The 22,364-nt window shown below is 54.7% G+C and carries 19 protein-coding genes, 1 tRNA gene and 1 pseudogene; 8 read left to right on the forward strand and 13 right to left on the reverse strand.

The annotated features are described in order from the left end of the window. Nucleotides 1-370: 370 nt before the first annotated feature. Nucleotides 371-1,324 (forward strand): dihydrodipicolinate synthase family protein, encoded by a 954-nt coding sequence (locus ACYZUD_RS09355; protein WP_462023722.1) that lies wholly within the window; start codon nt 371-373, stop codon nt 1,322-1,324. 84 nt (nt 1,325-1,408) lie between these two features. Here ACYZUD_RS09355 and putA read toward each other — a convergent pair whose 3' ends face one another. The 7 genes from putA to ACYZUD_RS09390 form a co-directional block, all read right to left on the reverse strand. Continuing rightward, on the reverse strand, nt 1,409-5,359 hold the full coding sequence (gene putA / locus ACYZUD_RS09360; RefSeq protein WP_462023723.1) for a trifunctional transcriptional regulator/proline dehydrogenase/L-glutamate gamma-semialdehyde dehydrogenase: 3,951 nt from the start codon (nt 5,357-5,359) through the stop codon (nt 1,409-1,411). A gap of 246 nt (nt 5,360-5,605) precedes the next feature. Beyond that, nucleotides 5,606-6,328 carry an amino acid ABC transporter ATP-binding protein gene (locus tag ACYZUD_RS09365; RefSeq protein WP_462023724.1) on the reverse strand — a complete coding sequence of 241 codons (723 nt, stop codon included), beginning with the start codon at nt 6,326-6,328 and terminating at the stop codon, nt 5,606-5,608. Next, a complete protein-coding gene (locus tag ACYZUD_RS09370; RefSeq protein ID WP_462023725.1) occupies nt 6,325-6,978 on the reverse strand; it encodes an amino acid ABC transporter permease in 654 nt (217 codons plus the stop codon). Before ACYZUD_RS09370 ends, ACYZUD_RS09365 begins: the two co-directional genes overlap by 4 nt. A 10-nt stretch (nt 6,979-6,988) precedes the next feature. After that, entirely contained in the window at nt 6,989-7,651 is a 663-nt protein-coding gene (locus ACYZUD_RS09375; RefSeq protein WP_462023726.1) for an amino acid ABC transporter permease, read from the reverse strand. 25 nt (nt 7,652-7,676) lie between these two features. Beyond that, entirely contained in the window at nt 7,677-8,498 is an 822-nt protein-coding gene (locus tag ACYZUD_RS09380; RefSeq protein ID WP_462023727.1) for a transporter substrate-binding domain-containing protein, read from the reverse strand. Between the two features lie 121 nt (nt 8,499-8,619). Then, complete coding sequence (lhpH, locus tag ACYZUD_RS09385; protein ID WP_462023729.1) at nt 8,620-9,627, reverse strand: trans-3-hydroxy-L-proline dehydratase; 1,008 nt, start codon at nt 9,625-9,627, stop codon at nt 8,620-8,622. A gap of 355 nt (nt 9,628-9,982) precedes the next feature. Continuing rightward, nucleotides 9,983-10,654 carry a GntR family transcriptional regulator gene (locus ACYZUD_RS09390; protein WP_462023731.1) on the reverse strand — a complete coding sequence of 224 codons (672 nt, stop codon included), beginning with the start codon at nt 10,652-10,654 and terminating at the stop codon, nt 9,983-9,985. A gap of 269 nt (nt 10,655-10,923) precedes the next feature. On the opposite strand from ACYZUD_RS09390, the gene ACYZUD_RS09395 reads away from it, so the two are divergent. The 4 genes and pseudogenes from ACYZUD_RS09395 to ACYZUD_RS09410 form a co-directional block, all read left to right on the forward strand. Then, nucleotides 10,924-13,110, forward strand: coding sequence for a N,N-dimethylformamidase beta subunit family domain-containing protein (locus ACYZUD_RS09395; RefSeq protein ID WP_462023733.1), 2,187 nt, complete (start codon nt 10,924-10,926; stop codon nt 13,108-13,110). A 49-nt stretch (nt 13,111-13,159) separates the two neighbouring features. Then, nucleotides 13,160-14,191, forward strand: a complete 1,032-nt coding sequence (locus ACYZUD_RS09400; RefSeq protein WP_462025209.1) for an Ldh family oxidoreductase — start codon at nt 13,160-13,162, stop codon at nt 14,189-14,191. 48 nt (nt 14,192-14,239) lie between these two features. After that, nucleotides 14,240-14,677 carry a GNAT family N-acetyltransferase gene (locus ACYZUD_RS09405; RefSeq protein WP_462023735.1) on the forward strand — a complete coding sequence of 146 codons (438 nt, stop codon included), beginning with the start codon at nt 14,240-14,242 and terminating at the stop codon, nt 14,675-14,677. 286 nt (nt 14,678-14,963) lie between these two features. Continuing rightward, a pseudogene (locus ACYZUD_RS09410) lies at nt 14,964-15,386 on the forward strand (MFS transporter); the annotation flags it as partial. A gap of 180 nt (nt 15,387-15,566) precedes the next feature. Here ACYZUD_RS09410 and ACYZUD_RS09415 read toward each other — a convergent pair. The 6 genes from ACYZUD_RS09415 to ACYZUD_RS09440 all read right to left on the reverse strand — a co-directional run bounded on the left by ACYZUD_RS09415 (nt 15,567) and on the right by ACYZUD_RS09440 (nt 20,093). Continuing rightward, a tRNA-Gly gene (locus ACYZUD_RS09415) sits at nt 15,567-15,642 on the reverse strand. Between the two features lie 62 nt (nt 15,643-15,704). Next, complete coding sequence (pgsA, locus tag ACYZUD_RS09420; RefSeq protein WP_008150904.1) at nt 15,705-16,265, reverse strand: CDP-diacylglycerol--glycerol-3-phosphate 3-phosphatidyltransferase; 561 nt, start codon at nt 16,263-16,265, stop codon at nt 15,705-15,707. Nucleotides 16,266-16,297: 32 nt separating this feature from the next. Continuing rightward, nucleotides 16,298-18,121 carry an excinuclease ABC subunit UvrC gene (gene uvrC, locus ACYZUD_RS09425; RefSeq protein WP_462023736.1) on the reverse strand — a complete coding sequence of 608 codons (1,824 nt, stop codon included), beginning with the start codon at nt 18,119-18,121 and terminating at the stop codon, nt 16,298-16,300. A gap of 2 nt (nt 18,122-18,123) precedes the next feature. Then, a complete protein-coding gene (gene gacA / locus ACYZUD_RS09430) occupies nt 18,124-18,765 on the reverse strand; it encodes a response regulator transcription factor GacA (RefSeq protein ID WP_008015884.1) in 642 nt (213 codons plus the stop codon). 126 nt (nt 18,766-18,891) lie between these two features. Then, a complete protein-coding gene (locus ACYZUD_RS09435) occupies nt 18,892-19,335 on the reverse strand; it encodes a GNAT family N-acetyltransferase (RefSeq protein ID WP_462023738.1) in 444 nt (147 codons plus the stop codon). Next, entirely contained in the window at nt 19,335-20,093 is a 759-nt protein-coding gene (locus tag ACYZUD_RS09440; protein ID WP_462023740.1) for a carbon-nitrogen hydrolase family protein, read from the reverse strand. The genes ACYZUD_RS09435 and ACYZUD_RS09440 overlap by 1 nt, the downstream gene beginning before the upstream one ends. Before the next feature lie 151 nt (nt 20,094-20,244). On the opposite strand from ACYZUD_RS09440, the gene ACYZUD_RS09445 reads away from it, so the two are divergent. The 3 genes from ACYZUD_RS09445 to ACYZUD_RS09455 all read left to right on the forward strand — a co-directional run bounded on the left by ACYZUD_RS09445 (nt 20,245) and on the right by ACYZUD_RS09455 (nt 22,363). After that, entirely contained in the window at nt 20,245-20,373 is a 129-nt protein-coding gene (locus ACYZUD_RS09445; RefSeq protein WP_462023742.1) for a hypothetical protein, read from the forward strand. Between the two features lie 335 nt (nt 20,374-20,708). Continuing rightward, nucleotides 20,709-21,794 carry a 3-deoxy-7-phosphoheptulonate synthase gene (locus tag ACYZUD_RS09450; RefSeq protein ID WP_462023744.1) on the forward strand — a complete coding sequence of 362 codons (1,086 nt, stop codon included), beginning with the start codon at nt 20,709-20,711 and terminating at the stop codon, nt 21,792-21,794. A 344-nt stretch (nt 21,795-22,138) separates the two neighbouring features. Next, the gene (locus tag ACYZUD_RS09455) at nt 22,139-22,363 is read left to right on the forward strand and encodes a colicin E1 family microcin immunity protein (protein ID WP_462023746.1); all 225 of its coding nucleotides are present in this window, start codon (nt 22,139-22,141) and stop codon (nt 22,361-22,363) included. The last annotated feature ends 1 nt before the right edge of the window (nt 22,364 follow it).

Here is a 22,364-nt window from a genome sequence, read left to right on the forward strand (position 1 = left end):
GCTGCCGGTGGCTGCAGGCAGAAATCCAAAGCTGACGGTCAGGAGTGGCAGCATCGGCCAGAAGCAGACACTTGCAATCAGGCACACGATCCGCTAGATCGCACACAGGCCGATCAGGCGAATTAGCGTGTTAGCGCGCCAATCTACGAGTGAATGGTTCAATCGTTCTTGGATACCGGCGGCAGACTATGCCGGTTTCGTCATCATTAATGATGAAAGTCATCAAGCGCATGCATTTCGTGGAGTGCCATTCTGTACACGTCGGTTATTAGGACCGTCACAGCATCGGCGCGTCTCGAGGCAGCCTCGGGCTCCAGTCAAACTCCCACTCTGAATATTTTCAATCGTACGTATGCATGCAGGAGTTCCCATGAACAATAATGTCTTCACCGGTTGTATCCCTGCGCTAATGACCCCCTGCACCCCTGCTCGCCAACCAGACTTCGATGCTTTGGTCAAAAAAGGCCGAGAGTTGATCGATGTGGGCATGAGTGCGGTAGTGTACTGCGGCTCTATGGGCGACTGGCCCTTGCTCACGGAAGCGCAGCGTCAGGAAGGAGTGGCGCGCCTCGCTTCTGCTGGAGTTCCGACCATAGTGGGAACCGGTGCGGTCAATACTCGCGAAGCTGTATCACATGCAGCGCATGCTGCTAAAGTCGGTGCCCAGGGTTTGATGGTCATTCCTCGGGTGCTCTCTCGGGGAGCTTCGGCTGCCGCGCAGAAGGCACATTTCGCCGCCGTGCTCGACGCCGCGCCAGATCTGCCTGCGGTCATCTACAACAGCCCTTATTACGGCTTTGCCACCCGCGCCGACCTGTTCTTTGAATTGCGCGACAAACATCCGAACCTGATCGGTTTCAAAGAGTTCGGAGGTGGCGCTGACCTGCGCTACGCCGCTGAGAACATCACCTCCAGGGATGATCAGGTCACCCTCATGGTCGGAGTCGATACTCAGGTCGTCCACGGTTTCGTCAATTGCAATGCAACGGGCGCCATCACCGGCGTCGGCAATGCGCTACCCCGTGAGGTTTTGCAACTGGTTGCACTGAGTAAGCAGGCAGCTCAGGGGAACGCAAAGGCACGCCACCTCGCCGGGGAACTGGAGGCGGCGTTAGCAGTACTCTCATCTTTCGATGAGGGAACTGACCTGGTGCTTTTTTACAAGCACCTCATGGTACTCAATGGCGACATAGAATATTCGCTGCATTTCAATGAAACCGATGCATTGAGCGACGCGCAACGCCGTTATGCCGAGAGCCAGTACACGCTCTTCCGCCAGTGGTATGCCACTTGGTCGGCGGAGCATGCGGCGAACAGCGTTTGACAACTAGCGGTAGGTACCGGGGACGACCAGCTCGGGAGCCGGTTCGCCTTCACTACCTACCCATTTCGCGTAGAGTTCGGCCGTTTAGCCAATGGTCATCAAGCTTGCGTTCCCACCGGCTGCTGCAGTGTTCACGCTGACAGCACGCTCGATGACCAGTCTTTCAAGCGGTATATCTCGCTCTCCAGAAGACAAGCCGTGAACGCTGATGATTGCGCCGGGGCGGACTGACACTCGTTCACAAACCTGGCGGAGCTGGTCGGAATGCCCGTGATGGAGCACGGCGTCAAACTCCGCCCCCCCAGTCGTCCAATCCGTGACAGTGGTGACCCATTTCTGGATCTTGGAAGGAAGCTTGTTGAGCAGACTGCAAGTAAGGGCGTTTTCAACCCATAGCGCTTTGCTGCCTACCGCCAGAACAGCCGCCAATTGCGCCAATAAATCCGCCTCAGTTTCGGCCAAACACAGCACACAGTTACGCGGCAAAATCGTGTAGGTGTTGCGCTCACCGGTCGGGCCTGTCAGCAGACGAGTCAAGCCGCTCTGTGATTCATGCTCAAACTTTTCGCACAGTGAAAGCAGGCTGTCATTGCCACTTGCTTTGGCCCATTCCGTCAATTCTTTCAGGGGTAGAAGGAGGCTCCTCCGAACAACATGCTCGGGAGCGTTTTTCCGGTCGGCTTCTGCGAAGGACTCAGGAATCGCCATCTCGGGCCGAGTCGAAAGAAGGCGATACATGTAAAGCGGTCCGCCTGCTTTGGGCCCGGTACCAGAAAGCCCCTCTCCCCCGAAGGGTTGAACTCCCACAACCGCACCGACGATGTTTCGGTTTACGTAGACGTTGCCTGCATTAACATTCCCCACGACTTTGGCAATGGTTTCGTCGATTCGGGTATGGACGCCCAACGTCAGACCATACCCAGAGTCGTTGATGTGCTGAATCAGTTGATCCAAGTTCTTACGGCTGTAACGCACAACGTGAAGCACTGGTCCAAAAATCTCTCGCTCCAGCTCATCGATACTTTCCAATTCGATCAAGGTTGGCGTTACGAACGTCCCTTTGCGGGCATCTTCACTGTCTATAATTGAAGCTTGGAACACCGACCGGCCTTTGGCGCGCATCGTTTCGATGTGTTGGTCAATGTTTGCCTTGGCGCCAGCATCAATCACTGGGCCTATATCGACTCGAAATTGCTCTGGATTTCCCTGTCTGCACTCGGCCATAACGCCTTTGAGCATTTCAATAACTCGATCCGCTGAGTCTTCCTGGATACAGAGGACTCTAAGCGCCGAGCACCGCTGACCAGCGCTATCAAATGCAGAAGCTACAACATCAATCACGACCTGCTCGGTCAACGCTGATGAGTCGACAATCATCGCATTCTGCCCACCTGTTTCAGCGATCAACGGGACTGGTCGTCCAACTGAATCAAGGCGTCCGGCAATATTCTTTTGCAACTCGCGAGCAACCTCGGTAGAACCGGTGAACATCACCCCTTTTACCCGATCATCGCCCGCTAGCTTGGGACCAATGACACTCCCGCGCCCAGGTAGCATTTGCAGCACACCGGCTGGGATCCCGCTCTCAAGCAGGATGCGAACAGCCTGGGCAGCGATCAGGGACGTCTGTTCGGCGGGTTTGGCCAACACTGGATTACCCGCCGCCAAGGCGGCCGCGACTTGGCCGGTGAAGATAGCTAACGGGAAATTCCAAGGACTGATGCAAACGACGGGGCCCAAGGGACGATGTGCATCGTTGGTAAAATCCTTACGCGCTTGCGCGGAGTAGTATCGAAGGAAGTCGACAGCCTCACGAACCTCAGCAATTGCATTGGCAAATGTTTTGCCCGCTTCTCGTACAAGTAAACCAATCAAGGGCTGAATTTCAGCCTCCATCGCATCGGCCGCTCGATCCAGAATTTCGGCTCGTTCGATGATCGGCGTTGACTGCCAGATAGGGGCCGCGCTGGTGGCGTGCACAAGTGCCAGCTCTACATCCTCAAGGCTCGCACGCTGAAGCTGTCCTACCACGTCTCGGTGGTCCGATGGATTACAGACTTTCTTCGGTTCCCCGGGCTGAACGCTCCCACCAAGCAACGGCGCCGCACTCCATTGAGTGTTCGCAGTGGCGAGGAGCGCGCATGACAACGAGGCAAGGCGATGTTCATTCGCCAAATCGATGCCGGCGGAGTTCGCACGTTCAGCACCATATAAGTCGCAAGGCAGTGGGATTTTGGGATGGGGAAGTCCGTGTCCACCCTCACGTCGAGATATGTCATCCACACTCACGATGGGGTCAGCGACCAGTTCCTGAATAGTGATTGACTGGTCAGCGATGCGACTGACGAAAGATGTGTTTGCGCCATTTTCAAGTAGACGTCGAACGAGATACGCCAGCAGGGTTTCATGTGTTCCCACTGGAGCGTAAACGCGGCACGGCCTGTTCAGCTTACCGTCCGAGACCTTCCCCACCACCTGTTCATACAGTGGTTCACCCATGCCGTGAAGACATTGAAACTCGTACTGCCCTGGGTAGTAGTTTTGGCCCGCCAACTGGTAAATGGCCGACAACGTATGAGCGTTGTGAGTAGCGAATTGCGGATAAATGGCTTCCGGGACCGCCAGCAGCTTTCGAGCACAAGCAATATAGGACACGTCGGTATACACCTTGCGAGTATAGACGGGATAACCCTCAAGCCCCTCCACCTGAGCACGCTTGATTTCGCTGTCCCAGTACGCGCCTTTTACTAACCGGATCATCAGACGATGACGACTGCGTCGAGCCAGATCGATTACATAGTCGATAACGTAAAGGCAACGTTTCTGATAAGCCTGGATGACAAATCCTATACCGTTCCAACCGGTCAGTTCCGGTTCGAAGCACAGACGCTCCAGTAAATCGAGTGACAGCTCAAGACGATCAGCTTCTTCAGCATCGATGTTCAATCCAATGTCGTACTGCTTGGCAAGTAACGTCAGTGAAAGCAGGCGTGGATAGAGTTCCACCATTACCCGGTCATACTGAGCCCGGCTGTAACGGGGATGCAGGGCGGACAGCTTGATCGATATCCCGGGGCCTTCGTAAATGCCGCGACCGTGTGAAGCCTTCCCGATTGCATGAATCGCCTGCACGTAGGAAGCGAGGTACCTTTGAGCGTCGTGCTCGGTCAGGGCGGCCTCGCCCAACATGTCGTAGGAGTAACGAAAACCTTTTGCTTCGAAACGCGTGGCATTGGCCAACGCCTGGGCAATCGTTTCCCCAGTGACGAACTGTTCACCCATCAGGCGCATGGCCATGTCCACGCCCTTACGAATGAGCGGTTCACCCCCTTTGGCAATGATTCGGCTCAGTGTCGAGGACATGCCTGTTTCGCTGTGGGTGGCCACAAGTTTCCCGGTCAGCAATAGACCCCAGGTCGCCGCGTTTACAAAAACCGAACCACTTTTCCCGATATGCGTCTGCCAATTGCCATTACTGACTTTGTCGCGGATCAATGCATCTCGAGTTCCCTTGTCAGGAATCCGCAAAAGCGCTTCCGCGAGACACATGAGTGCCACACCTTCCTGGGATGAAAGTGAGAACTCCTGTAGCAGCCCCTGCACGATGCCCGCCCGACCACTGGAGTTCTTCTGATGGCGCAGTTTGGTAGCAATCTCGGCTGCAAGTTTGTTAGCGGCAGAAGCGATGTCGACAGGAAGCCTTGCTTGCTCCAAAAGCATTGGCAACGCTTCTTTTTCGGGTCGGCGGTAGGCCGATGTGATTGCAGCTCTGAGTACCGATTGTGGGTGGATGCTTTCAGCGAAATCTAAAAATGGTTGATGCACGGCTTCTAAAGGCAACTCAGCGTGATCATCCCCCGCTGGCTGCTCTGTGCCGATCAGGTCGTCCAGCGTGGCACCAGCTTCGAGCTTCTCCAGGCAATTGAATATGGCCTGTTTAATCAACCAGTGAGGCGTCCGGTCAATTGATGAGGCGGCATTCTTAAGCCGTTCGCGAGTCAGGTCGTCGAGTTTCACACCGAGGGTAGTTGCCATTTTAAGAGCCCAGCCGAGGATCAATTAGAGGAAATTCGGGCAGCCAAAAGCATGGCCTACCCAAGCAAACTTGATGAACGCTTCAATTCACACATGACAGACATTGGGAGACTGCATCGCCGCATTTCGTAATGAGCGCCGCGTTATCAGCAGGTATTGCCGTCTTACCTAGAACAACTGCGGCGTAGGTTAAATCCACTAGCCGCAGCGTTAACTCGCTGGCCCTCGTTGCGAGAGCCATCGTCTTCAGAGGACGGAGCGCAAAAAATCTGCCGTCTCTGGTTTTTCTGGACTGTCAAAGATGTGGTCTGGCGTGCCTATCTCGTGGATTTGCCCTTTGTGGAAAAAGGCGACTCGATCCGAAACTTCACGAGCAAAACGCATCTCATGGGTTACCACGATCATGGTCATCCCTTCCTGAGACAACATGCGGAGCGTATCCAGAACCTCGCCCACCAACTGGGGGTCAAGCGCGGACGTCACTTCATCAAACAGCATGTAGTCAGGCGACATAGCCAGGGCACGGGCGATTGCCATCCGTTGTTGCTGTCCACCGGAAAGGCGCGAAGGGAATGCGGTCAGCTTCTCGCCCAGACCGACATGCTTCAGTCTCTCCACAGCGATGGCCTCGGCCTCCTGCTTAGATTTTCCCAGCACCTTGCGGGGAGCCAGCATGACGTTCTCCAGCACGGTCAGATGTGGAAACGCATTCCACTGCTGAAACACGATGCCGATCTTCTGGCGAAGTTTGTTCAGATCCGTTTGTTTCGAATGAACATGAACACCATCGACGCTGATTTGGCCCTGCTGAATTTCTTCAAGACCATTGATGCACATCAGCATGGTTGATTTGCCCGAGCCCGAGCCACCAATCATGGACAGCACTTCGCCCTTGTTCACGCTCATGCTCACGCCCTTGAGTACATGCAAAGGGCCAAAATGTTTATGTACGTTATCAATCTCGATCATTTTATTTGCCACCTTTTCTCAAGCCGAACTCCGAGTCTGGCAATGGGAAAGCTCATTAAGAAATAAATCACGCCCGTAATTGTCAGGATCAAAAGCGGCTCCTGCAGACGTGAGGTGATGATCTGTGAACTGCGGAGCAGCTCAATGATGCCAATCCACATGACGAGGGATGTGTCTTTCATTACGCCGAGGGACAGACCGATCCAGCTGGGAAATACGATCCTGGTAGCTATAGGCAAGGTGATGGAAATCACCTCCTGCCGCCAACTTAATCCAAGCGAGCGAGCGGCGCGCCGTGTAGTCATCGGCACCGCCGCCACACCACTGCGGACGATCTCGGTGCAGAACGATGCCGTGTAAATCCCAAGGCAAATGCACGCCACGGAATAGGTTGGCCAATTCAGGCTCAACATGCTGTTGAATGAGTTGAATAACACCAATTGGATCAGCAGCGGGACGGACCTGAATATATCCAGAACCGCGCCGATGGGAGCGCTGATCAACCAGGGCGCACCCGCTCTGATCAAACCGAAAATGACACCCAGCACAGTCCCGATAGCGACGGAGGCCAGTGTAATGGTGATGGTTGCAACAGCACCTTGTAGCAAATACAGGATGTCATTCCACGATAATGAGGCGTCAAAAAACATAGTTCACTCCTCAATAACGAAACAGACGCCAGGCCATGAGCCGTGCGCATATCGTGAATAGTTTCGAGATTAGGTAATACATGCATGCGGCTACGAAGAAGTACTCGAATGTCCGGTACGTCGTAACGTTCAATTGCTGCGTTACCCCGGTCAGGTCACTGGTCAGTCCGACAATGGTGCCGAGCGATGTCATGAGGATCGACCAGACCATTTGGTTCGTCATCGCATGGAACACAGTGCGCAGCATCTGCGGCAGCACGATGTGCCACATTGTCTGAGCAGCCCCCATGCCCAAAGAGCGCGCTGCACGGATTTGGGTTTCCGGAACCGCTGAAAAGCCGCCCCGGAAAGTTTCTGCAAGATAACCAGCGTTGTTGAACGTAATGCCGAGCATAAGAGCAGTGTATGAGTCGATACCCACTCCAATGGAGCCCAGCCCAAAGTAGACCATGTAGATCTGAAACAAAGCTGGGGTGTTACGCGCAGCTTCAATCCACACATCGGCCAAGCCCGACAGGGTTTTGTTACCCGATCGTTTTGCAAGTGCCAGTAGAACCGCCAGTACAGTGCCGATTGCCATCGCCAGGACAGCAATCTCTAACGTAACTAACGCTCCCCAAAGCATTTCTGGCAGCGACTCGAGAACCGGACGCCATTGGAAGGTATAAGACATACGAGAGCCTTTCTAAGCGAGAGGTTTAACGATAAGTGCCTGGAATGGTCAGCGAAGGAGCCGGACCCGCTTCAGTACCCACCCACTTCGTATAGAGCTCTGCGTAACGACCCGATCGCACCTGACGGTTCAGGAACAAATTCACGTAGTTAAGCAAACCTTGCTCTCCGCGCTGTACCAGGAAAGCGCAGTAGTCTGCATCAACGGGAGCGTCACCAATGATTTTGAGGCCGGGGTATTTGCCTGATTGAATCAGGTGGGTCGCAATGGTGGAGGTGGTGTAGGTGGCATCGATTTTCTTTTGACCGAGCGCCAGGAAGCTGTCTGACTGCGACTGGAAGGTCAGAAGCTTGGTGGCTGGGTCGTTGAATTTCTTGACCGTGTCAGCCAGAGCTGCTGTTTCATAGGCACCCGCTGGTCCGCCTACTGTGTGCCCCTTGATGTCGTCCGCACTTTTGATCCCGGAATCGTCGCGAGCCAGAATGACGGTTGTGAAGACGAAATATGGGATCGAGAAGCCGATAGTGCGGGCACGCTCCAGAGTGTCAGATGCCACGGCGATGCCGACATCTGCACGGCCGGACAACACAGCGGGAATACGGTCGGGATCCGGCGTATCAACGATTTCAGCTTTGACCCCAAGAGCCTTGGCCAGATCGTTGCAGTAATCGACGTCAAAGCCGATCGGATTGTTGTCCTTGTCGCGGGAGCCGTTAGGTGGAAAGTCCAGCTCCACTGCACAGCGAAGCTTGCCGGACGCTACGATCTTATCCAGCTGATCGGCCTGGGCTACTGCGGTTCCGGTGGCAGCAATGACGGCTGCCAGAATAACTGTTGTCATGCGCATGTGTGTTCCCCTCGTTTTGGCTGAACTGAAAACCAAGATACGAAAAACTGAACGCTCTTGGATATCGTATACGGATAATCGGGGCAGTCAAATTACATCGATTTCATTATTTTTATGGGAATTAGTGAACGAGAAAACCGAACGCCAATGGATCTTCTTCGTCGATGATCCAGTTCGCAAAACCACAGATGTAGGCCTTTCCGCTCACCTCAGGAATAACAGCGTCATAATCGCCAACCTTGGTTTCGCTCAACACACGACCTTTGAATACCGTACCGATGATCGACTCGTTCACCAAGGTGTCGGACTCGGAAAGCTCGCCACGCAGGTAGAGCTGAGCGATGCGGCCAGCGGTACCCGAGCCTGTGGGGGAGCGATCAATGGCACGGTCGGCATAGACACAGCAATTCGCCTGAGTAGATCCTTCGTGGCGAGGATCGCCGTAAACCATTACGCCATAAACATCATTGAATTCTGGGATTTCAGGGTGAATGACCGGCATTTTGGCGTTCACAGCAGTTTTGATTTCATAGCCAAACTGCATGATTTCTTGCACGTTCTTTTCACGGATGGCGATGTCAAATGGACGTCCATCCACGTAGAAGTAAGTAGCACCACCATAGGCGATATCACCGGTTACTTTGCCGAAAGTTGGCGTATCCACGGTGACGTCTCGCTCGAAGATAAAGGACGGGACGTTCACAAACCGAACCAAACCTGCCCGTTTGCCATCCCACTCAACAAACGCTTCGATAAAACCGCAGGGTGCATCGATACCAACGCGGGTTTCGGGCGATTTACGCTCAATCCAACCCAACTCCACGGCTGCAGTCGCCAGCGCGATTACGCCGTGTCCGCAGTGAGGGCTGTAACCCATGTTGTTAAGGAAAATTACGCCGAAGTCAGCTTCTGGAGTCACGGCCTCGGTGAGATAGCCGCCGTAGAGATCCTTATGGCCGCGAGGTTCAAGCATGACTGCACGGCGGTAATGATCGGCGTTCTCCTGCAACCAGGCACGACGTTCAACGATGGTACTACCCGGTACCTTAGGGAGCCCTTGGGTCACCAAGCGAAACGTCTCGCCGCACGTGTGCAACTCGACGGTAGTGAGTGAACGTTCGTATTGCATGTGTAGCCTCCACCACTCTGTGTTTCGCCAAGCCTAAAGGCCTGGCAGGGTAAGCGCAGTCTTCTTGGGCAGGCACCAAATCCGGTTCACTTGGCTAGATTGCAGTGAAATACCAGAGCGACGCTGACACCATCTGCCTGTGCTTTAGAGGAGATGGTATACGATAGACGCTAAACGTCAACCAGAAAAAATGCTCTCCTTTTGAAGATCAGAACGGGTTTGGAAAGTCATGCGGAGACGAACGGGCGTGAAAGTGCGCCTTTTATTGATTGTCACGGAGAGGTCCGCTTCGAATTTATAGGCGCACGGGAATTACAGCAGAAGGGCCGCGTTTCTGGAGCAAGTGCAACGTGAGTTATTTACGGATATTTGCCAGAAGGGATTCGCAGGATTTCGAAATATGCTGGTACAGCAATGCCCCGGCTTTTTCTGCATTTCGAGCTCGGCAGGCAGCAAGTATTTCGCGATGCTCTTTGACGTCATCGCCCGTTCCACCGGAAAGCGTGAGCTGGATTCTCAGATAGCGCTCCACCCGATCGTTCACGGAGCGTATGAGACCCAGTAGGAAAGGCCTGTTCGCGTCTTCAAAAAGGCAAGAATGAAACTGCCAATTGAGTTCCGCGTAGCGTGCTGCATCGGTTTCGTTCGCGAAGGCCTTGCAGTATTCTTCTGCTTTTCGAAATGTCTCTTCAGTCATCAAGGGTACGGAGAACTTGATCGCACTGGCCTCAAGCATCGCCCGGACCTCAAAAATTTGCGCAATTTCGGGTTCCGAAACACTTTTTACGATTGCTCCCCGGTTGCGCTGAAATTCTACTAACCCCTCAGCTTCAAGACGTTTGAGGGCTTCTCGTACAGGGATCTTGCTTACGTCAAAAAGCTTTGCGACATCATCTTGGCGAATGGGTTCGCCTTCATCAAAGTCACCCGAGATGATCGCTTCGCGAATGTGTTTGGCGATGATATCCGAGGCAGTTGGAGCGGATCCAAGAGACGGCAGGTCTACAGGGTTAAGTGGCAATTTCATCTCCAGGCGAGATCAAGATCGAATACCATATTCTATATCAGTTAGCGGTATGGCGGCATAGTCCTGTGTTCTCCCGGCTGGCCCTGGCGATCATTAGGACAGCGGAGGGCACATTCCACACTTGACAACGCCCAGATACGTATACGATATTCAATATAGATTGCGGTTTAAGGCGTGTCAAGCGCTAGCCATGGGCGGAAGGTGCGTAGATTTCGACCCGGCGGCGATACCGTCAAACCATGGCCCAACGCTATTTTGGAGGGTGAGGAATGCCAGTATCAAAAACTAAAGTGCCTGCGGTAATTGGCTATGTTTCTCCGCTCAGTGCGAAAGGGGGGCAACTGCTTGAGTTCAAGATCTCATCAGTTGGCGGGCAGGATATCAAGGCTACCGTAGCCAGACTGGACTGCTGCGACCCCAGCCCTTCAGGCCCTGGTCCAAAGCATATAGAAGTCGATTTCGGCCTAGAGAAACAGTATCCAGCGTCCGAACAAGAAGCTCATTTAGGCTCGTGCTTATTCGGACCGATATCACCTCTCCCTGAATCTGGTGACCTGCAGGTAACACTCAAGGTTAAGCCGACCTTTTTCGGGACTGCTGACCAAACCATCTTCTCGCTGCAGGATGCTGATGGCTCGAATGGCATTACGTTGCTCCATCAGGAAGGAATGCTGCTCGTCCGCAGCCTTGGCAACATCACTTTCAGCCACATCACGAATCTGAAGTTGTGCCTCAACGAATGGACCGATCTTGAACTGGTTATTGGTTCAACAGGGCTACACATCCAAACCCGCAACGAATTATCTCTGGGAAACTCAGAGTCATTTTTCGAACAAAGCGGGCTTGGGGAGGTGCTTCAGATTGTTGATCACATATGCTTTGCAGCCACCTGGAAGGGCTATCCAGTCGAGTCTTTCAACGGGCTGATTGAAGCGCCGTGCTTGAGCAGCAGTTCTCGATCAGAGAAGAATGGCAAGTCGCAGGTGCTTGCACAATGGAACTTCGGGACGGGTGCAACCAACGAGTGGGTCACGGATGAGATTGATGGCTCTCGGCGTCTTGCGCTCATAAATCTGCCTATGCGAGCCGTACGATCTTCCTCTTGGTCAGGTCGGAACATGGACTGGAAGCATGCGCCGCAAGAGTACTCAGCCATAGCATTTCACACCGATGATTTAAGTGACTGCCAATGGGATACCACCATTGCGGTGAAAGTCCCTTCGGATATGCCATCGGGTGTCTACGGCCTCAAGATCGATAATGAGGCAGGGTCAGACACCATTCCGTTTTACGTCCTTCCCAGCGGCAACCTACCCCGAAAAAGAATTATCTTCCTGGCGCCCACATTCACCTACATGGCCTATGCAAACCATGCACGCGGAAACTTTACCGGCCCACTTGAAGCTCGGGTCAAAGAATGGGGGGCCTACCCCAACAATCCCGACGTCATCGGGTCTTATGGGTATTCGACCTATAACTGCCATCCGGACGGGACAGGCGTAACATTATCGTCTCACTTGCGTCCGATTATGACGATGCGTCCTGAATATCTGGTCTATCTCGACGAAAACGGATCGGGCATGCGTGGCTTCTCAGCCGACTCCCACTTAACGGATTGGCTGACAACCAAAGGTTTTGAGTTCGATGTACTGACTGACGAAGACCTGGATCGCGAGGGTGTGAGTGCATTGACACCATACGACGTCGTTCTAACGGGCTCGCACCCTGAATACCACACCCGCAGTACCCTTGAAGCCCTGATCGCCTATAGGGATGGAGGCGGGAAACTGATGTACATGGGCGGTAACGGTTTCTATTGGAAAATAGGACGCAGTGACGAACACCCCCACTTGATCGAAGTACGTCGAGCTGAAGGCGGCATGAGGGTATGGGCAAGCCAGCCCGGCGAATATTACAACCAACTGGACGGTGAGTACGGTGGGCTATGGCGCCGCAACGGCATTACACCGCAAAGAGTTGCCGGCGTAGGGTTCACAGCCGAAGGCACGTTTGAAGGGACCTATTACCTGCGAACGCAAGAGTCCTTCCGTAGCGACTTGGCGTTCCTGTTCGAGGGCATTCCCGGCGATCAACGAATCGGTGACTTCGGACTTTCAGGGGGCGGTGCCGCTGGCTTTGAGATCGACCAAGCCTGTCCCGGTCTGGGTACTCAGGATTTCGTGACAGTGGTTGCGGTCTCAGAAGGACACGGCCCGACATTTGTTCACACCTATGAAGAGCTTCTGTTACCCGATGTCTTTGAGGGCGGTCCACGACCTTACGGCGGCATGCGCTCCAACATTGTCTTTGGTCTGGCCGAGAATGGTGGCGGTTTGTTCTCCGTCGGATCCATCACGTTTTGCGGCAGCCTCTCACACGACGACTATCGCAACAACGTTTCCAAGCTTGTGGAAAATTGCCTTCGCAAATTTCTGGAGCTATCCGGCAGTCATTAGCCTGCCCAGTCACCCATTCAATGCAATTCTAAACTCTAACTGAACTGGTATTAGTGCAATGACAGCCGAAAAAGCTGAAGTCCGTGTTGACTTCGACGAACTGAAATCCTTACTTAAAGATATTTTTGTCAGCCATGGCACCTCAGAGTTTGCCGCCGAAATCCTGGCATCAAACTGCGCGGGGTGCGAGCAGGATGGTGCATTGAGCCATGGCATATTTCGCATGCCGGGTTACATAGCTTCGTTGAAGTCGGGCTGGGTTGATGGGCACGCAGAACCGATCGTCACTTCGGTAAGTCCTTCATTTATCCGCATCGATGCACAGAATGGTTTTGCACAGCCTGCCATGGCGGCCGCTGTAGACGCGATTGAAACAGCCATTGAGACAACCGGTATTGCGGTCGTGGCGACCCGTAACTCCCATCACTTCAGCGCGCTCTGGCCTGATGTCGAACCGTTTGCTCGCAGAGGTTTGTTAGCCATTAGTTTTGTAAACGGACTAGCGAATGTCGTACCTCATGGGGGGCACACCGCTGTTTATGGCACAAACCCAATTGCTTTCGCGACACCGATAGCCAATTCGGAACCTTTTGTTGTTGATCAGGCTACTAGCGTAATGGCCAACGGTGAGGTGAAGCTTCACGCATTGGCTAACAAGCTACTACCTCCGGGCACTGGGGTAGACAAAGCAGGCAATCCGTCAATTGATCCTCATGCAGTTCTGGACGGCGGTGCTCTAAATACCTTCGGTGGTTACAAGGGCTCTTCGATCGCATTCATGGTCGAGCTGATGGCCGGGGCGCTTACCGGCGGGCAGCTGTCGTTTGAAAACGATTTTGGGGAATGCGTCGGTGCGCAGACGCCTAAAGCTGGGCAGCTCCTGATCGTTATCGATCCCATGCGAGGAGGCACCACCGATTTCGCTCAGCGTGTTGCCCTGCTATGTGACCGTCTCACGGAAGCCGGCCAGGACCGCCTTCCCGGCGAACGGCGTTACGCCAACCGTGCCGATACTCAGCGCTTTGGCATCCCTGTTCTGGAAGACACTCTTTTTAACCTGAAGGCTTTGATTGCAGGGTAAGAGCTCGTTTTCTGAAATGAGTATGGAAATATCAGTATTGGAGTCCTCATGAGTGACTATCTGCGCGACAAAAATAAGCTTGAGCTCCACAGGTCATTGCCCCCCCCACAAATTGACCAATTAGTGGACCTTTTCCAGGCCGAGTGGTGGACAAAGGGTCGCACCAAAAAGGACGTTGAAAAAGCTCTAAAATCTGGTGGGCCCGTGTTTGCCTACATAGATCCCGAGAGGGATGAGCTAGTGGCATTCGCCCGCGCGATGACGGATGGCGTTTACAAGGCCATGATCTTTGACATCATCGTCAAAATCGAATGGCGTAATACGGGTTTTGGTACAGTTTTGATGGATGCGGTGTTAAATGATCCGACTCTGATCGATATAAAACATCGTGAGTTGTACTGTCTCGAAGAAATGGTCCCCTTCTACGAAAAGTGGGGATTTACGTCAGCGTTGACAGGGCTGCATTTCATGAGGAAATCTGTTTAAACGGACTGTCGAGGTACTCGTTGATTAAACCTATCTCGGGTTACCTCGAACTGATTCGGTAATGTCTGTACCACTACCATCTCCGCTTTACCCATGCTTTTGGAGCCTGTCGCTGCTTGTCGATTAAGACCTTCGCATTTCACCGCAGCCGAGTAGCTACGGGCCTTCAACGTCTGACGCTCAATTATTTCGTGATTTGAGCGCAAATATCATTTGCTCAGTACTGTATTTTCAGCACAGATTAAAACCTCACACTCTGCTCCACACAAACATTGGAGCGGCAGCCATGCCCCTAGCCCTATTAGCTTTGACTTTAAGTGCGTTCGCCATCGATACCACCGAATTCGTGATTGTCGGACTGTTGCCGACAATAGCCAATGACCTTGGCATGAACCTTCCTTCTGCCGGTCTACTGGTAAGCCTTTACGCCCTCGGTGTCGCCATCGGCGCCCCCCTTCTCACAGCCCTTACCGGGAGAGTGCCTCGCAAGTTGTTGCTTCTGTCGCTGATGGTTCTGTTTACCCTTGGCAACCTACTTGCTTGGAAAGCGCCTAGCTACGACTCGCTGATCATCGCGCGAATCGTTACCGGTCTGGCTCTCGGAGTGTTCTTCTCGATTGGATCAACCATCGCCACAAGTCTGGTATCGAAGGAGAAGGCCGCGAGCGCCATTGCCATCATGTTCACCGGCCTCACTGTGGCCCTGGTTATCCAAGCTGCTCCAGCAACAAACCGATTCAGTGCGCATCCGAATTCAAGACTCTCATTCAGGACTTAAAAACACTGGATGGTGCTGGATTTCAGTGGTTCCCGTCGGAACGAAAAAAGGACCCGAAGGTCCTTATTTCAATCACTTACAGAATTCAGTGGAACTCTGCAGCGCAATATTTGGAGCGGGAAACGAGACTCGAACTCGCGACCCCGACCTTGGCAAGGTCGTGCTCTACCAACTGAGCTATTCCCGCGTCTTGGTGTGGCGCATTCTATAGAATCCAGATGCTCCGTCAACCCTTTGATTCAAAAAAGTTTATTTCTTTTCCACATCAGTCTTCAGATGCGGCCAGGCAGCCCGCAGGTATTGAACCATGGACCACAATGTCAGGCCTGCGGAGATGAGCAGCAAGGCATACCCCAACAGGACCCAGAACGTGAAATCCGACGGATTGGCCAGCAGGATCACCAGCGCCAGCATTTGCGCGGCGGTTTTCCATTTGCCCAGGTTGGACACGGCGACATGCGCACGAGCGCCGAGCTCGGCCATCCACTCCCGCAGTGCCGAGACGACAATCTCGCGACCGATGATCACGGCGGCCGGCAGCGTAAGCCACAGGTTGCCATGCTCCTGCACCAGCAATACCAGCGCAACCGCGACCATCAGCTTGTCGGCAACGGGATCGAGAAAAGCCCCGAACGGCGTACTTTGCTCCAGACGGCGGGCCAGGTACCCATCCAGCCAGTCTGTGGCGGCGGCAAATGCGAAGACCGAGGCGGACGCCAGGTAGCTCCATTGGTAAGGCAGGTAGAACAGTAAAATAAAGATCGGGATGAGCAGGACGCGTAGAACGGTAATCAGATTAGGGATATTCATCGGCACAACTGGCTACGAGGTGAGGTGGCATTCTACTCGCTGTGCAGATTTGCATAAATCAACTCTGCGAGCTTTTTACTGATCCCGGGTGCTTTGGCGATCTCTTCGATGCTGGCACGAGACAGCTCCTGCAATCCACCAAAATGTTTCAACAAATCGCGTCGACGTGTCGGTCCGACGCCGGCAACGCCTTCAAGTGTGGACGTTCGGCGGGTTTTCCCACGACGGGCGCGGTGCCCGGTAATCGCGAAACGGTGGGCTTCGTCGCGTATCTGCTGGATCAAATGCAGCGCGGGGGAATCGCCGCGCAAGGTGAATTCGTGGGCGGCATCGTTGAGGTACAAAGTTTCGAAACCGGCCTTGCGGGTCGCGCCCTTGGCCACGCCGAGCAAAATCAGGTCGGGCACCGACAGCTCATTGAGCACATCGCGGGCCATGGACAGCTGCCCCTTACCGCCGTCCACCAGCAGAATGTCCGGCAGCTTGCCCTCCCCGTCCTTCAGTTTGCTGAAGCGTCGGGTCAGGGCCTGGTGCATCGCGGCGTAGTCATCGCCAGGGGTGACGCCTTCGATATTGTAACGGCGGTAGTCGGACTTGATCGGGCCTTCGGGGCCGAATACCACGCAGGACGCCACGGTCGCTTCACCGCTGGAGTGACTGATGTCGTAACACTCCAGACGCTGCGGCGGCTCATCCAGGTTCAGCACTTCGGCCAGGGCATCGAAACGTGCTGCAACATGTTGACGGTTGGCCAGGCGTGCGCCCAGTGCCTGTTCGGCATTGGTGACTGCCAATTGCTGCCAGCGTGCTCGCGTACCACGGACGCGATGACTGATGGTCAGTTCACGACCGCGCAGCTCTTCAATGGCCGCGATCAGTGTCGGGAAGTCTTCGTGAACCACGTTGACGATCAGTTCGCTCGGCAAGTCGCGTTCAGGGCTACTGACGAAATATTGGCCGAGGAACGCCGCCATGACTTCGGAAACGTCTTCTTCAATACCCACCTGTGGGAAAAAGTTCTTGCTCCCCAGCACCCGACCACCGCGCACGCTGATCAAATGAACGCAGGCACCGCCCGGGTTGACGAACGCGGCGATCACGTCGACATCGCCCGTCCCACCTTCCATACTCTGCTGGTCCTGGACCCGACGCAGCAATGAAATCTGGTCCCGCAACTCGGCAGCACGCTCGAACTCGAGATTGATCGCCGCCTCTTCCATACCGGCGGACAACTCGTCCGTCAGCGCATTGCTGCGTCCCTCGAGGAACATCACCGAGTGCCGTACATCTTCGGCATACACCTCGGGTTCCACCAGGCCGACGCAGGGGGCCTTGCAGCGTTTGATCTGATATTGCAGGCACGGCCGCGTGCGGTTCTTATAATAGCTGTCTTCACATTGGCGAACGAAAAAGGTCTTTTGCAGCAGGCTCAGGCTTTCGCGAATCGCACCGGCGCTGGGGTAAGGGCCGAAATACTTCCCTTTGGCCTTTTTCGCACCGCGATGGATGCTCAGGCGTGGGAATTGGCCATCCGAGAGAAAAACGTACGGGTAGGATTTGTCGTCGCGCAGCAGGATGTTGTAAGGCGGACGCCATTCCTTGATCAGCGTCTGCTCAAGCAACAGGGCTTCGGTTTCGTTGGCCGTAATCGTCGTTTCGACCTGGGCGATACGAGCCACCAACGCAGCGGTCTTGGGCGCAAGACCGGATTTGCGAAAGTAGCTGGACAGGCGACTCTTGAGGTTTTTGGCCTTACCGACGTAAAGCAGGCGCGCCTCGCTGTCGAACATGCGGTAAACGCCGGGGCGTCCACTGACCGTCGACAGAAAAGCGCTTGGATCAAAGGCTTCAGTCATTTTCAGAGGCTGGCATCAACCATGCCGTGCCGGACCGCCAACAGCGTCAACTCGACATCGCTGCTGATCGAAAGCTTTTCGAAAATGCGGTAACGGTAGGTGTTCACGGTTTTTGGCGACAGGCACAGCTTGTCGGAAATGATCTGGACTTTCTGACAGCCGACAATCATCAGCGCGATCTGGATTTCACGCTCCGACAGGGCGTCGAAGGGCGAATCATTGGTCGGCTGGAAGGATTTGATCGCCAGTTGCTGCGCAATCTGCGGGCTGATGTAGCGTTGCCCGGCAAACACCAGGCGGATGGCCTGGACCATTTCCGGCAATCCGGCCCCCTTGGTCAGATAACCCGCGGCACCGGCCTGCAACAACCGTGTTGGAAACGGATCTTCTTCGCACACGGTGACCGCGACGACTTTGATATCAGGATGACTGCGCAACAGTTTACGCGTGGCCTCAAGACCGCCGATACCGGGCATCTTGACGTCCATCAACACCACATCGGGTTTCAACTCACGCGCCTTGAGCAAGGATTCTTCCCCTGACTCAGCCTGGCCAACTACTTGCAGGCCATCGATGTCAGCCAGCATTCGTGTAATACCTGTACGAACGAGATCATGGTCATCGACTACTAGCACCCTAATCAAGCAGACACCTCGCGATATGGTCTTATTGAGTTGTCGACACCTTAGCAAAAAGCAACTGGCAGACCTAGCGGCAAGCGTCATATAAAAAGTATCAATACTTCTTGAAAGGCTTGTCTTATGCGTGTTTCAGCGATCCGTGTCGTCAATGTCGCGCTGCATTCTCAGAAAACACTCGTCTTCGCCGACCACCTTCAGGCCCATTTTCTCGTATAGCGCCTGCGCCGGGTTGTTCTCAAAAACCGTCAAGCGCAATGCCGGGCGTCGCTCCTTGCACGCCATGGTGAATACCTGATCGATCGCCCAGGAACCGGCGCCCTGCCCCTGAAATGCGTCGAGCACGTGCAACTCACGGATGTACAAGGCCCTTGCGTCTCGACTCAGGCTCACATAACCCAGCGGCACATCATCACGCACAATCAACCAGTTCTCACGGCCCGCCCAGGCCACATCGAACGCTTCGTCCAGCCACAACAGATCGTGCTGAATATAATAGCGGAGCATGTTTTTGCGGGTCAGTTCACGAGCGAAGTCAAGGTCCTGGAACGTCGCCGGGCGTAGTTCAAATGCCATCAAGCCTCCGCAACAGCCACTACTTGCCCCTTCCAACCGCCCGCATCGCGGCGAGCAACGACCATCAGGTTGCCGGTACCCTCTGCGGCTGCAATCAGCGAACCGTCCGACGCCCAGATGGCGCTGCGCCCTGCCGACTCCCAGCCACCCGTCGCACCGCCATGGTTGGCCATCAGGACAGCCATCGAGTGAGTGCTGGCATAGCCTTGCAACAATGCGGTATCCGGGGCGTAGCCGTTTTCGGTAATCAGTACGCCGGCGGCATAAAGGTTCGCACCTTGCTGCGCCGCAGCGGCGGCATGACTGGCGTGAGAAAAGTCGGCACATACCGCCAGCGCGACCGCGTCGTCGCCGATGATCAGGGTCGAGCCGCCGGTTCCCGGTGCAAACGCCACCTCCTCGCCCGGATGCAGGTGCTGTTTGCTGTACACCCCCAGTGAACCATCGGCGCCCAACACCAGCGCCCCGATCAATACCGGCGAATCCTCCGACAGACGAATCGGCATTCCGACGACAGTCGTCACGGCAACTTCCCGCGCGAAATCCCGCAGCGGTTGCAAAACTTCAGCCTCCGGCGCAATGGCCAGCTCAGCCGCCAGCCCCCGTTCATACCCGGTCAGCGATAGTTCCGGAAACACCAGTAACTGCACGCCCTGCTCCGCGGCCACCTGCATGAAGCGTTGATGCCAGGCAACATTGGCGGCCAGGTCACCTGCGATGGAGATCGATTGAGCGGCGGCGATGGTCAGTGGCATCATGTTTCGTCCGTGTTTTTGATTAAGCTTGAAGTGTGTCACAACCTTCGACGTACTCAAGCGATAGAAAACGCCGCCGGTGATCGATAGCATTTTCTGATTGAAACCGCGTACCGGCCTCTAGTAAGCTCGGCGCATCCATCGGAGACAGACCATGTTCAACACCCTCTTACCGCTTCATACCGCCAGCGCCTTGCGCTCGGTAGCGGCTGCCCGGGTGAATGACGTTTGTGCTTCGGTCAGCTTTTATTTTGGGTATTGGTTTAGCCACTGGCGCGCCTGATACCCATACGGCGCCCACATTAAACGGGTCGCCACCAGAGAATTCTCAACCCCCGGTCGGCTTCCCGACCGGGGGTTTTGTTTTTTCAGCCCTGCACACTTTTAGCGACACCAGACAACTTGAGGATTCACAACATGAACTACGCCACTTATTACCGTTACGACAGTTTTACCGCCTGGCGATTTACCAGCCTCCGCTCGGGACAGCCTGCCGCCTCCGATCGGTCACCCACAGGTGGCAAGCACACACACGCAGCCAATCCGGCCAATTGTCGAACACCCCAGTAGGGCCGAGCGCGCGGGAACGAACCCGCCGCCAGCCCAGGAAGCCTGAATATGAACTCGTCCGTCTCTGCTTTGCCGCTGTCCACCCTGAGCCCTGCCAATGAAGCACTGACCCTGCGTCTGCCCAGCTCATTGCAACTCAAACAGCAATTGCCCCTCACCAACGCCCTGACCCGGCAAGTCGATGCCCACCGCCAGGCGGTTCGCGCGATCCTCAACGGTGAAGACTCCCGTTTGCTCGTCATCGTCGGCCCTTGCTCGATTCACGACCCAGAATCAGCCCTCGAATACGCCAGCAACCTCGCCCGACTCGCCGCCGAAGTCAGCGATGAAATGCTGCTGGTCATGCGCGCCTACGTCGAAAAACCCCGCACCACGGTCGGCTGGAAAGGCCTGGCCTACGACCCGCACCTGGATGGCAGCGATGACATGGTCGGCGGCCTGACCCTGTCCCGCGAATTAATGCGCGAAATGCTCCGCCTAGGCCTGCCGATTGCCACCGAATTGCTGCAACCGATGGCCGCCGGCTACTTCGACGACCTGCTCAGTTGGGTCGCCATTGGCGCCCGCACCACCGAATCGCAGATCCACCGGGAAATGGCCAGCGGCCTGAGCATGCCGGTCGGCTTCAAGAACGGCACCGATGGCGGCGTCGGCGTTGCCAGCGACGCCATGCGCTCGGCTGCTCATCCGCATCGGCATTTCGGTGTCGACAGCCAGGGGCATCCCGCAATTATTCAGACCCAGGGCAACCCTGATACCCATCTGGTATTGCGCGGCGGCCATCGCGGGCCGAACTACGACCGCGACAGCGTCGCCAAGGTAAACAGCGATTTGACCAGACTGAAGATCCCGGCACGGATCATGGTCGATTGCAGCCACGCCAACAGCGGTAAAGACCCGTTGCGTCAACCGGCGGTGTTCAACGATGTGCTTGAGCAGCGTCTGCAGGGCGATCGATCGTTGACCGGCATGATGATCGAGAGTCATTTGTTCGAGGGTTGCCAACCGTTGAGCTCGACGCTGCGGTATGGCGTATCGGTAACCGACGGCTGCCTTGGCTGGAGCGGGACAGAACAATTGCTAAGTCAGGCAGCGGAGCGCTTGCGAGCGCACACCAACGCTGGAAACGTTTAGACGCGGTTTACCGGAGACTTTTGGGGGCAGATTGACACACCAAGGTTTGATCGTGCTCTCAAGTCTGAAATCATGGCTACTGACTGCACAGAGTGCCTGAGCGATAAGTCGCGGGGGCGTCTGGATGATTTGCATGGATGCAAATCAGCAGACTGAGAGCAAGCGGCGCTGGCTTGATAGGAGCAGGTGCTACACCGTCGTCATTTGGTAGCAATGAGGTCAAGGATGGACAAAAAATATTTTATGAAAAACTCACGGACAGGCTTTCTGTTCCTGATTATTGCCATTGTTGCTTTCTATAACGGTGATGAGTTTTTTACCAGGATTACGCCCTAGTTATTTTCATGGTGTTAAGCACGCTTCTGTACCCGTTTTCCAGGTATTTGATATCAGTGACTGCCTACAGAATGAAACCCCGAGAATTTTGGAGAAAAGTATTCCCGGAAGGCGATATTTCTGGCACTGACGCATTGTTTATATTCGCTTGTGTCGTTCTAGCCATCCCATTGGGCGGCAGTTACTTGATGTACATAATCTGCAAAAATGGGGTGACGAAGTCACCCCAATAAC

This window comes from Pseudomonas sp. XS1P51, from assembly GCF_054897845.1.

What these genes read in the sequence shown, in the direction of transcription:
- ACYZUD_RS09455 (WP_462023746.1), top strand. Translation starts at nt 22,139, where the DNA reads ATGGTGTTAAGCACGCTTCTGTACCCGTTTTCCAGGTATTTGATATCA.
- ACYZUD_RS09390 (WP_462023731.1), bottom strand. Translation starts at nt 10,654, where the DNA reads ATGAAATTGCCACTTAACCCTGTAGACCTGCCGTCTCTTGGATCCGCT.
- ACYZUD_RS09370 (WP_462023725.1), bottom strand. Translation starts at nt 6,978, where the DNA reads ATGTTTTTTGACGCCTCATTATCGTGGAATGACATCCTGTATTTGCTA.
- ACYZUD_RS09435 (WP_462023738.1), bottom strand. Translation starts at nt 19,335, where the DNA reads ATGGCATTTGAACTACGCCCGGCGACGTTCCAGGACCTTGACTTCGCT.
- uvrC (WP_462023736.1), bottom strand. Translation starts at nt 18,121, where the DNA reads ATGACTGAAGCCTTTGATCCAAGCGCTTTTCTGTCGACGGTCAGTGGA.
- putA (WP_462023723.1), bottom strand. Translation starts at nt 5,359, where the DNA reads ATGGCAACTACCCTCGGTGTGAAACTCGACGACCTGACTCGCGAACGG.
- pgsA (WP_008150904.1), bottom strand. Translation starts at nt 16,265, where the DNA reads ATGAATATCCCTAATCTGATTACCGTTCTACGCGTCCTGCTCATCCCG.
- ACYZUD_RS09440 (WP_462023740.1), bottom strand. Translation starts at nt 20,093, where the DNA reads ATGATGCCACTGACCATCGCCGCCGCTCAATCGATCTCCATCGCAGGT.
- ACYZUD_RS09380 (WP_462023727.1), bottom strand. Translation starts at nt 8,498, where the DNA reads ATGCGCATGACAACAGTTATTCTGGCAGCCGTCATTGCTGCCACCGGA.
- ACYZUD_RS09355 (WP_462023722.1), top strand. Translation starts at nt 371, where the DNA reads ATGAACAATAATGTCTTCACCGGTTGTATCCCTGCGCTAATGACCCCC.
- ACYZUD_RS09450 (WP_462023744.1), top strand. Translation starts at nt 20,709, where the DNA reads ATGAACTCGTCCGTCTCTGCTTTGCCGCTGTCCACCCTGAGCCCTGCC.
- ACYZUD_RS09445 (WP_462023742.1), top strand. Translation starts at nt 20,245, where the DNA reads ATGTTCAACACCCTCTTACCGCTTCATACCGCCAGCGCCTTGCGCTCG.
- ACYZUD_RS09395 (WP_462023733.1), top strand. Translation starts at nt 10,924, where the DNA reads ATGCCAGTATCAAAAACTAAAGTGCCTGCGGTAATTGGCTATGTTTCT.
- ACYZUD_RS09375 (WP_462023726.1), bottom strand. Translation starts at nt 7,651, where the DNA reads ATGTCTTATACCTTCCAATGGCGTCCGGTTCTCGAGTCGCTGCCAGAA.
- lhpH (WP_462023729.1), bottom strand. Translation starts at nt 9,627, where the DNA reads ATGCAATACGAACGTTCACTCACTACCGTCGAGTTGCACACGTGCGGC.
- ACYZUD_RS09365 (WP_462023724.1), bottom strand. Translation starts at nt 6,328, where the DNA reads ATGATCGAGATTGATAACGTACATAAACATTTTGGCCCTTTGCATGTA.
- ACYZUD_RS09405 (WP_462023735.1), top strand. Translation starts at nt 14,240, where the DNA reads ATGAGTGACTATCTGCGCGACAAAAATAAGCTTGAGCTCCACAGGTCA.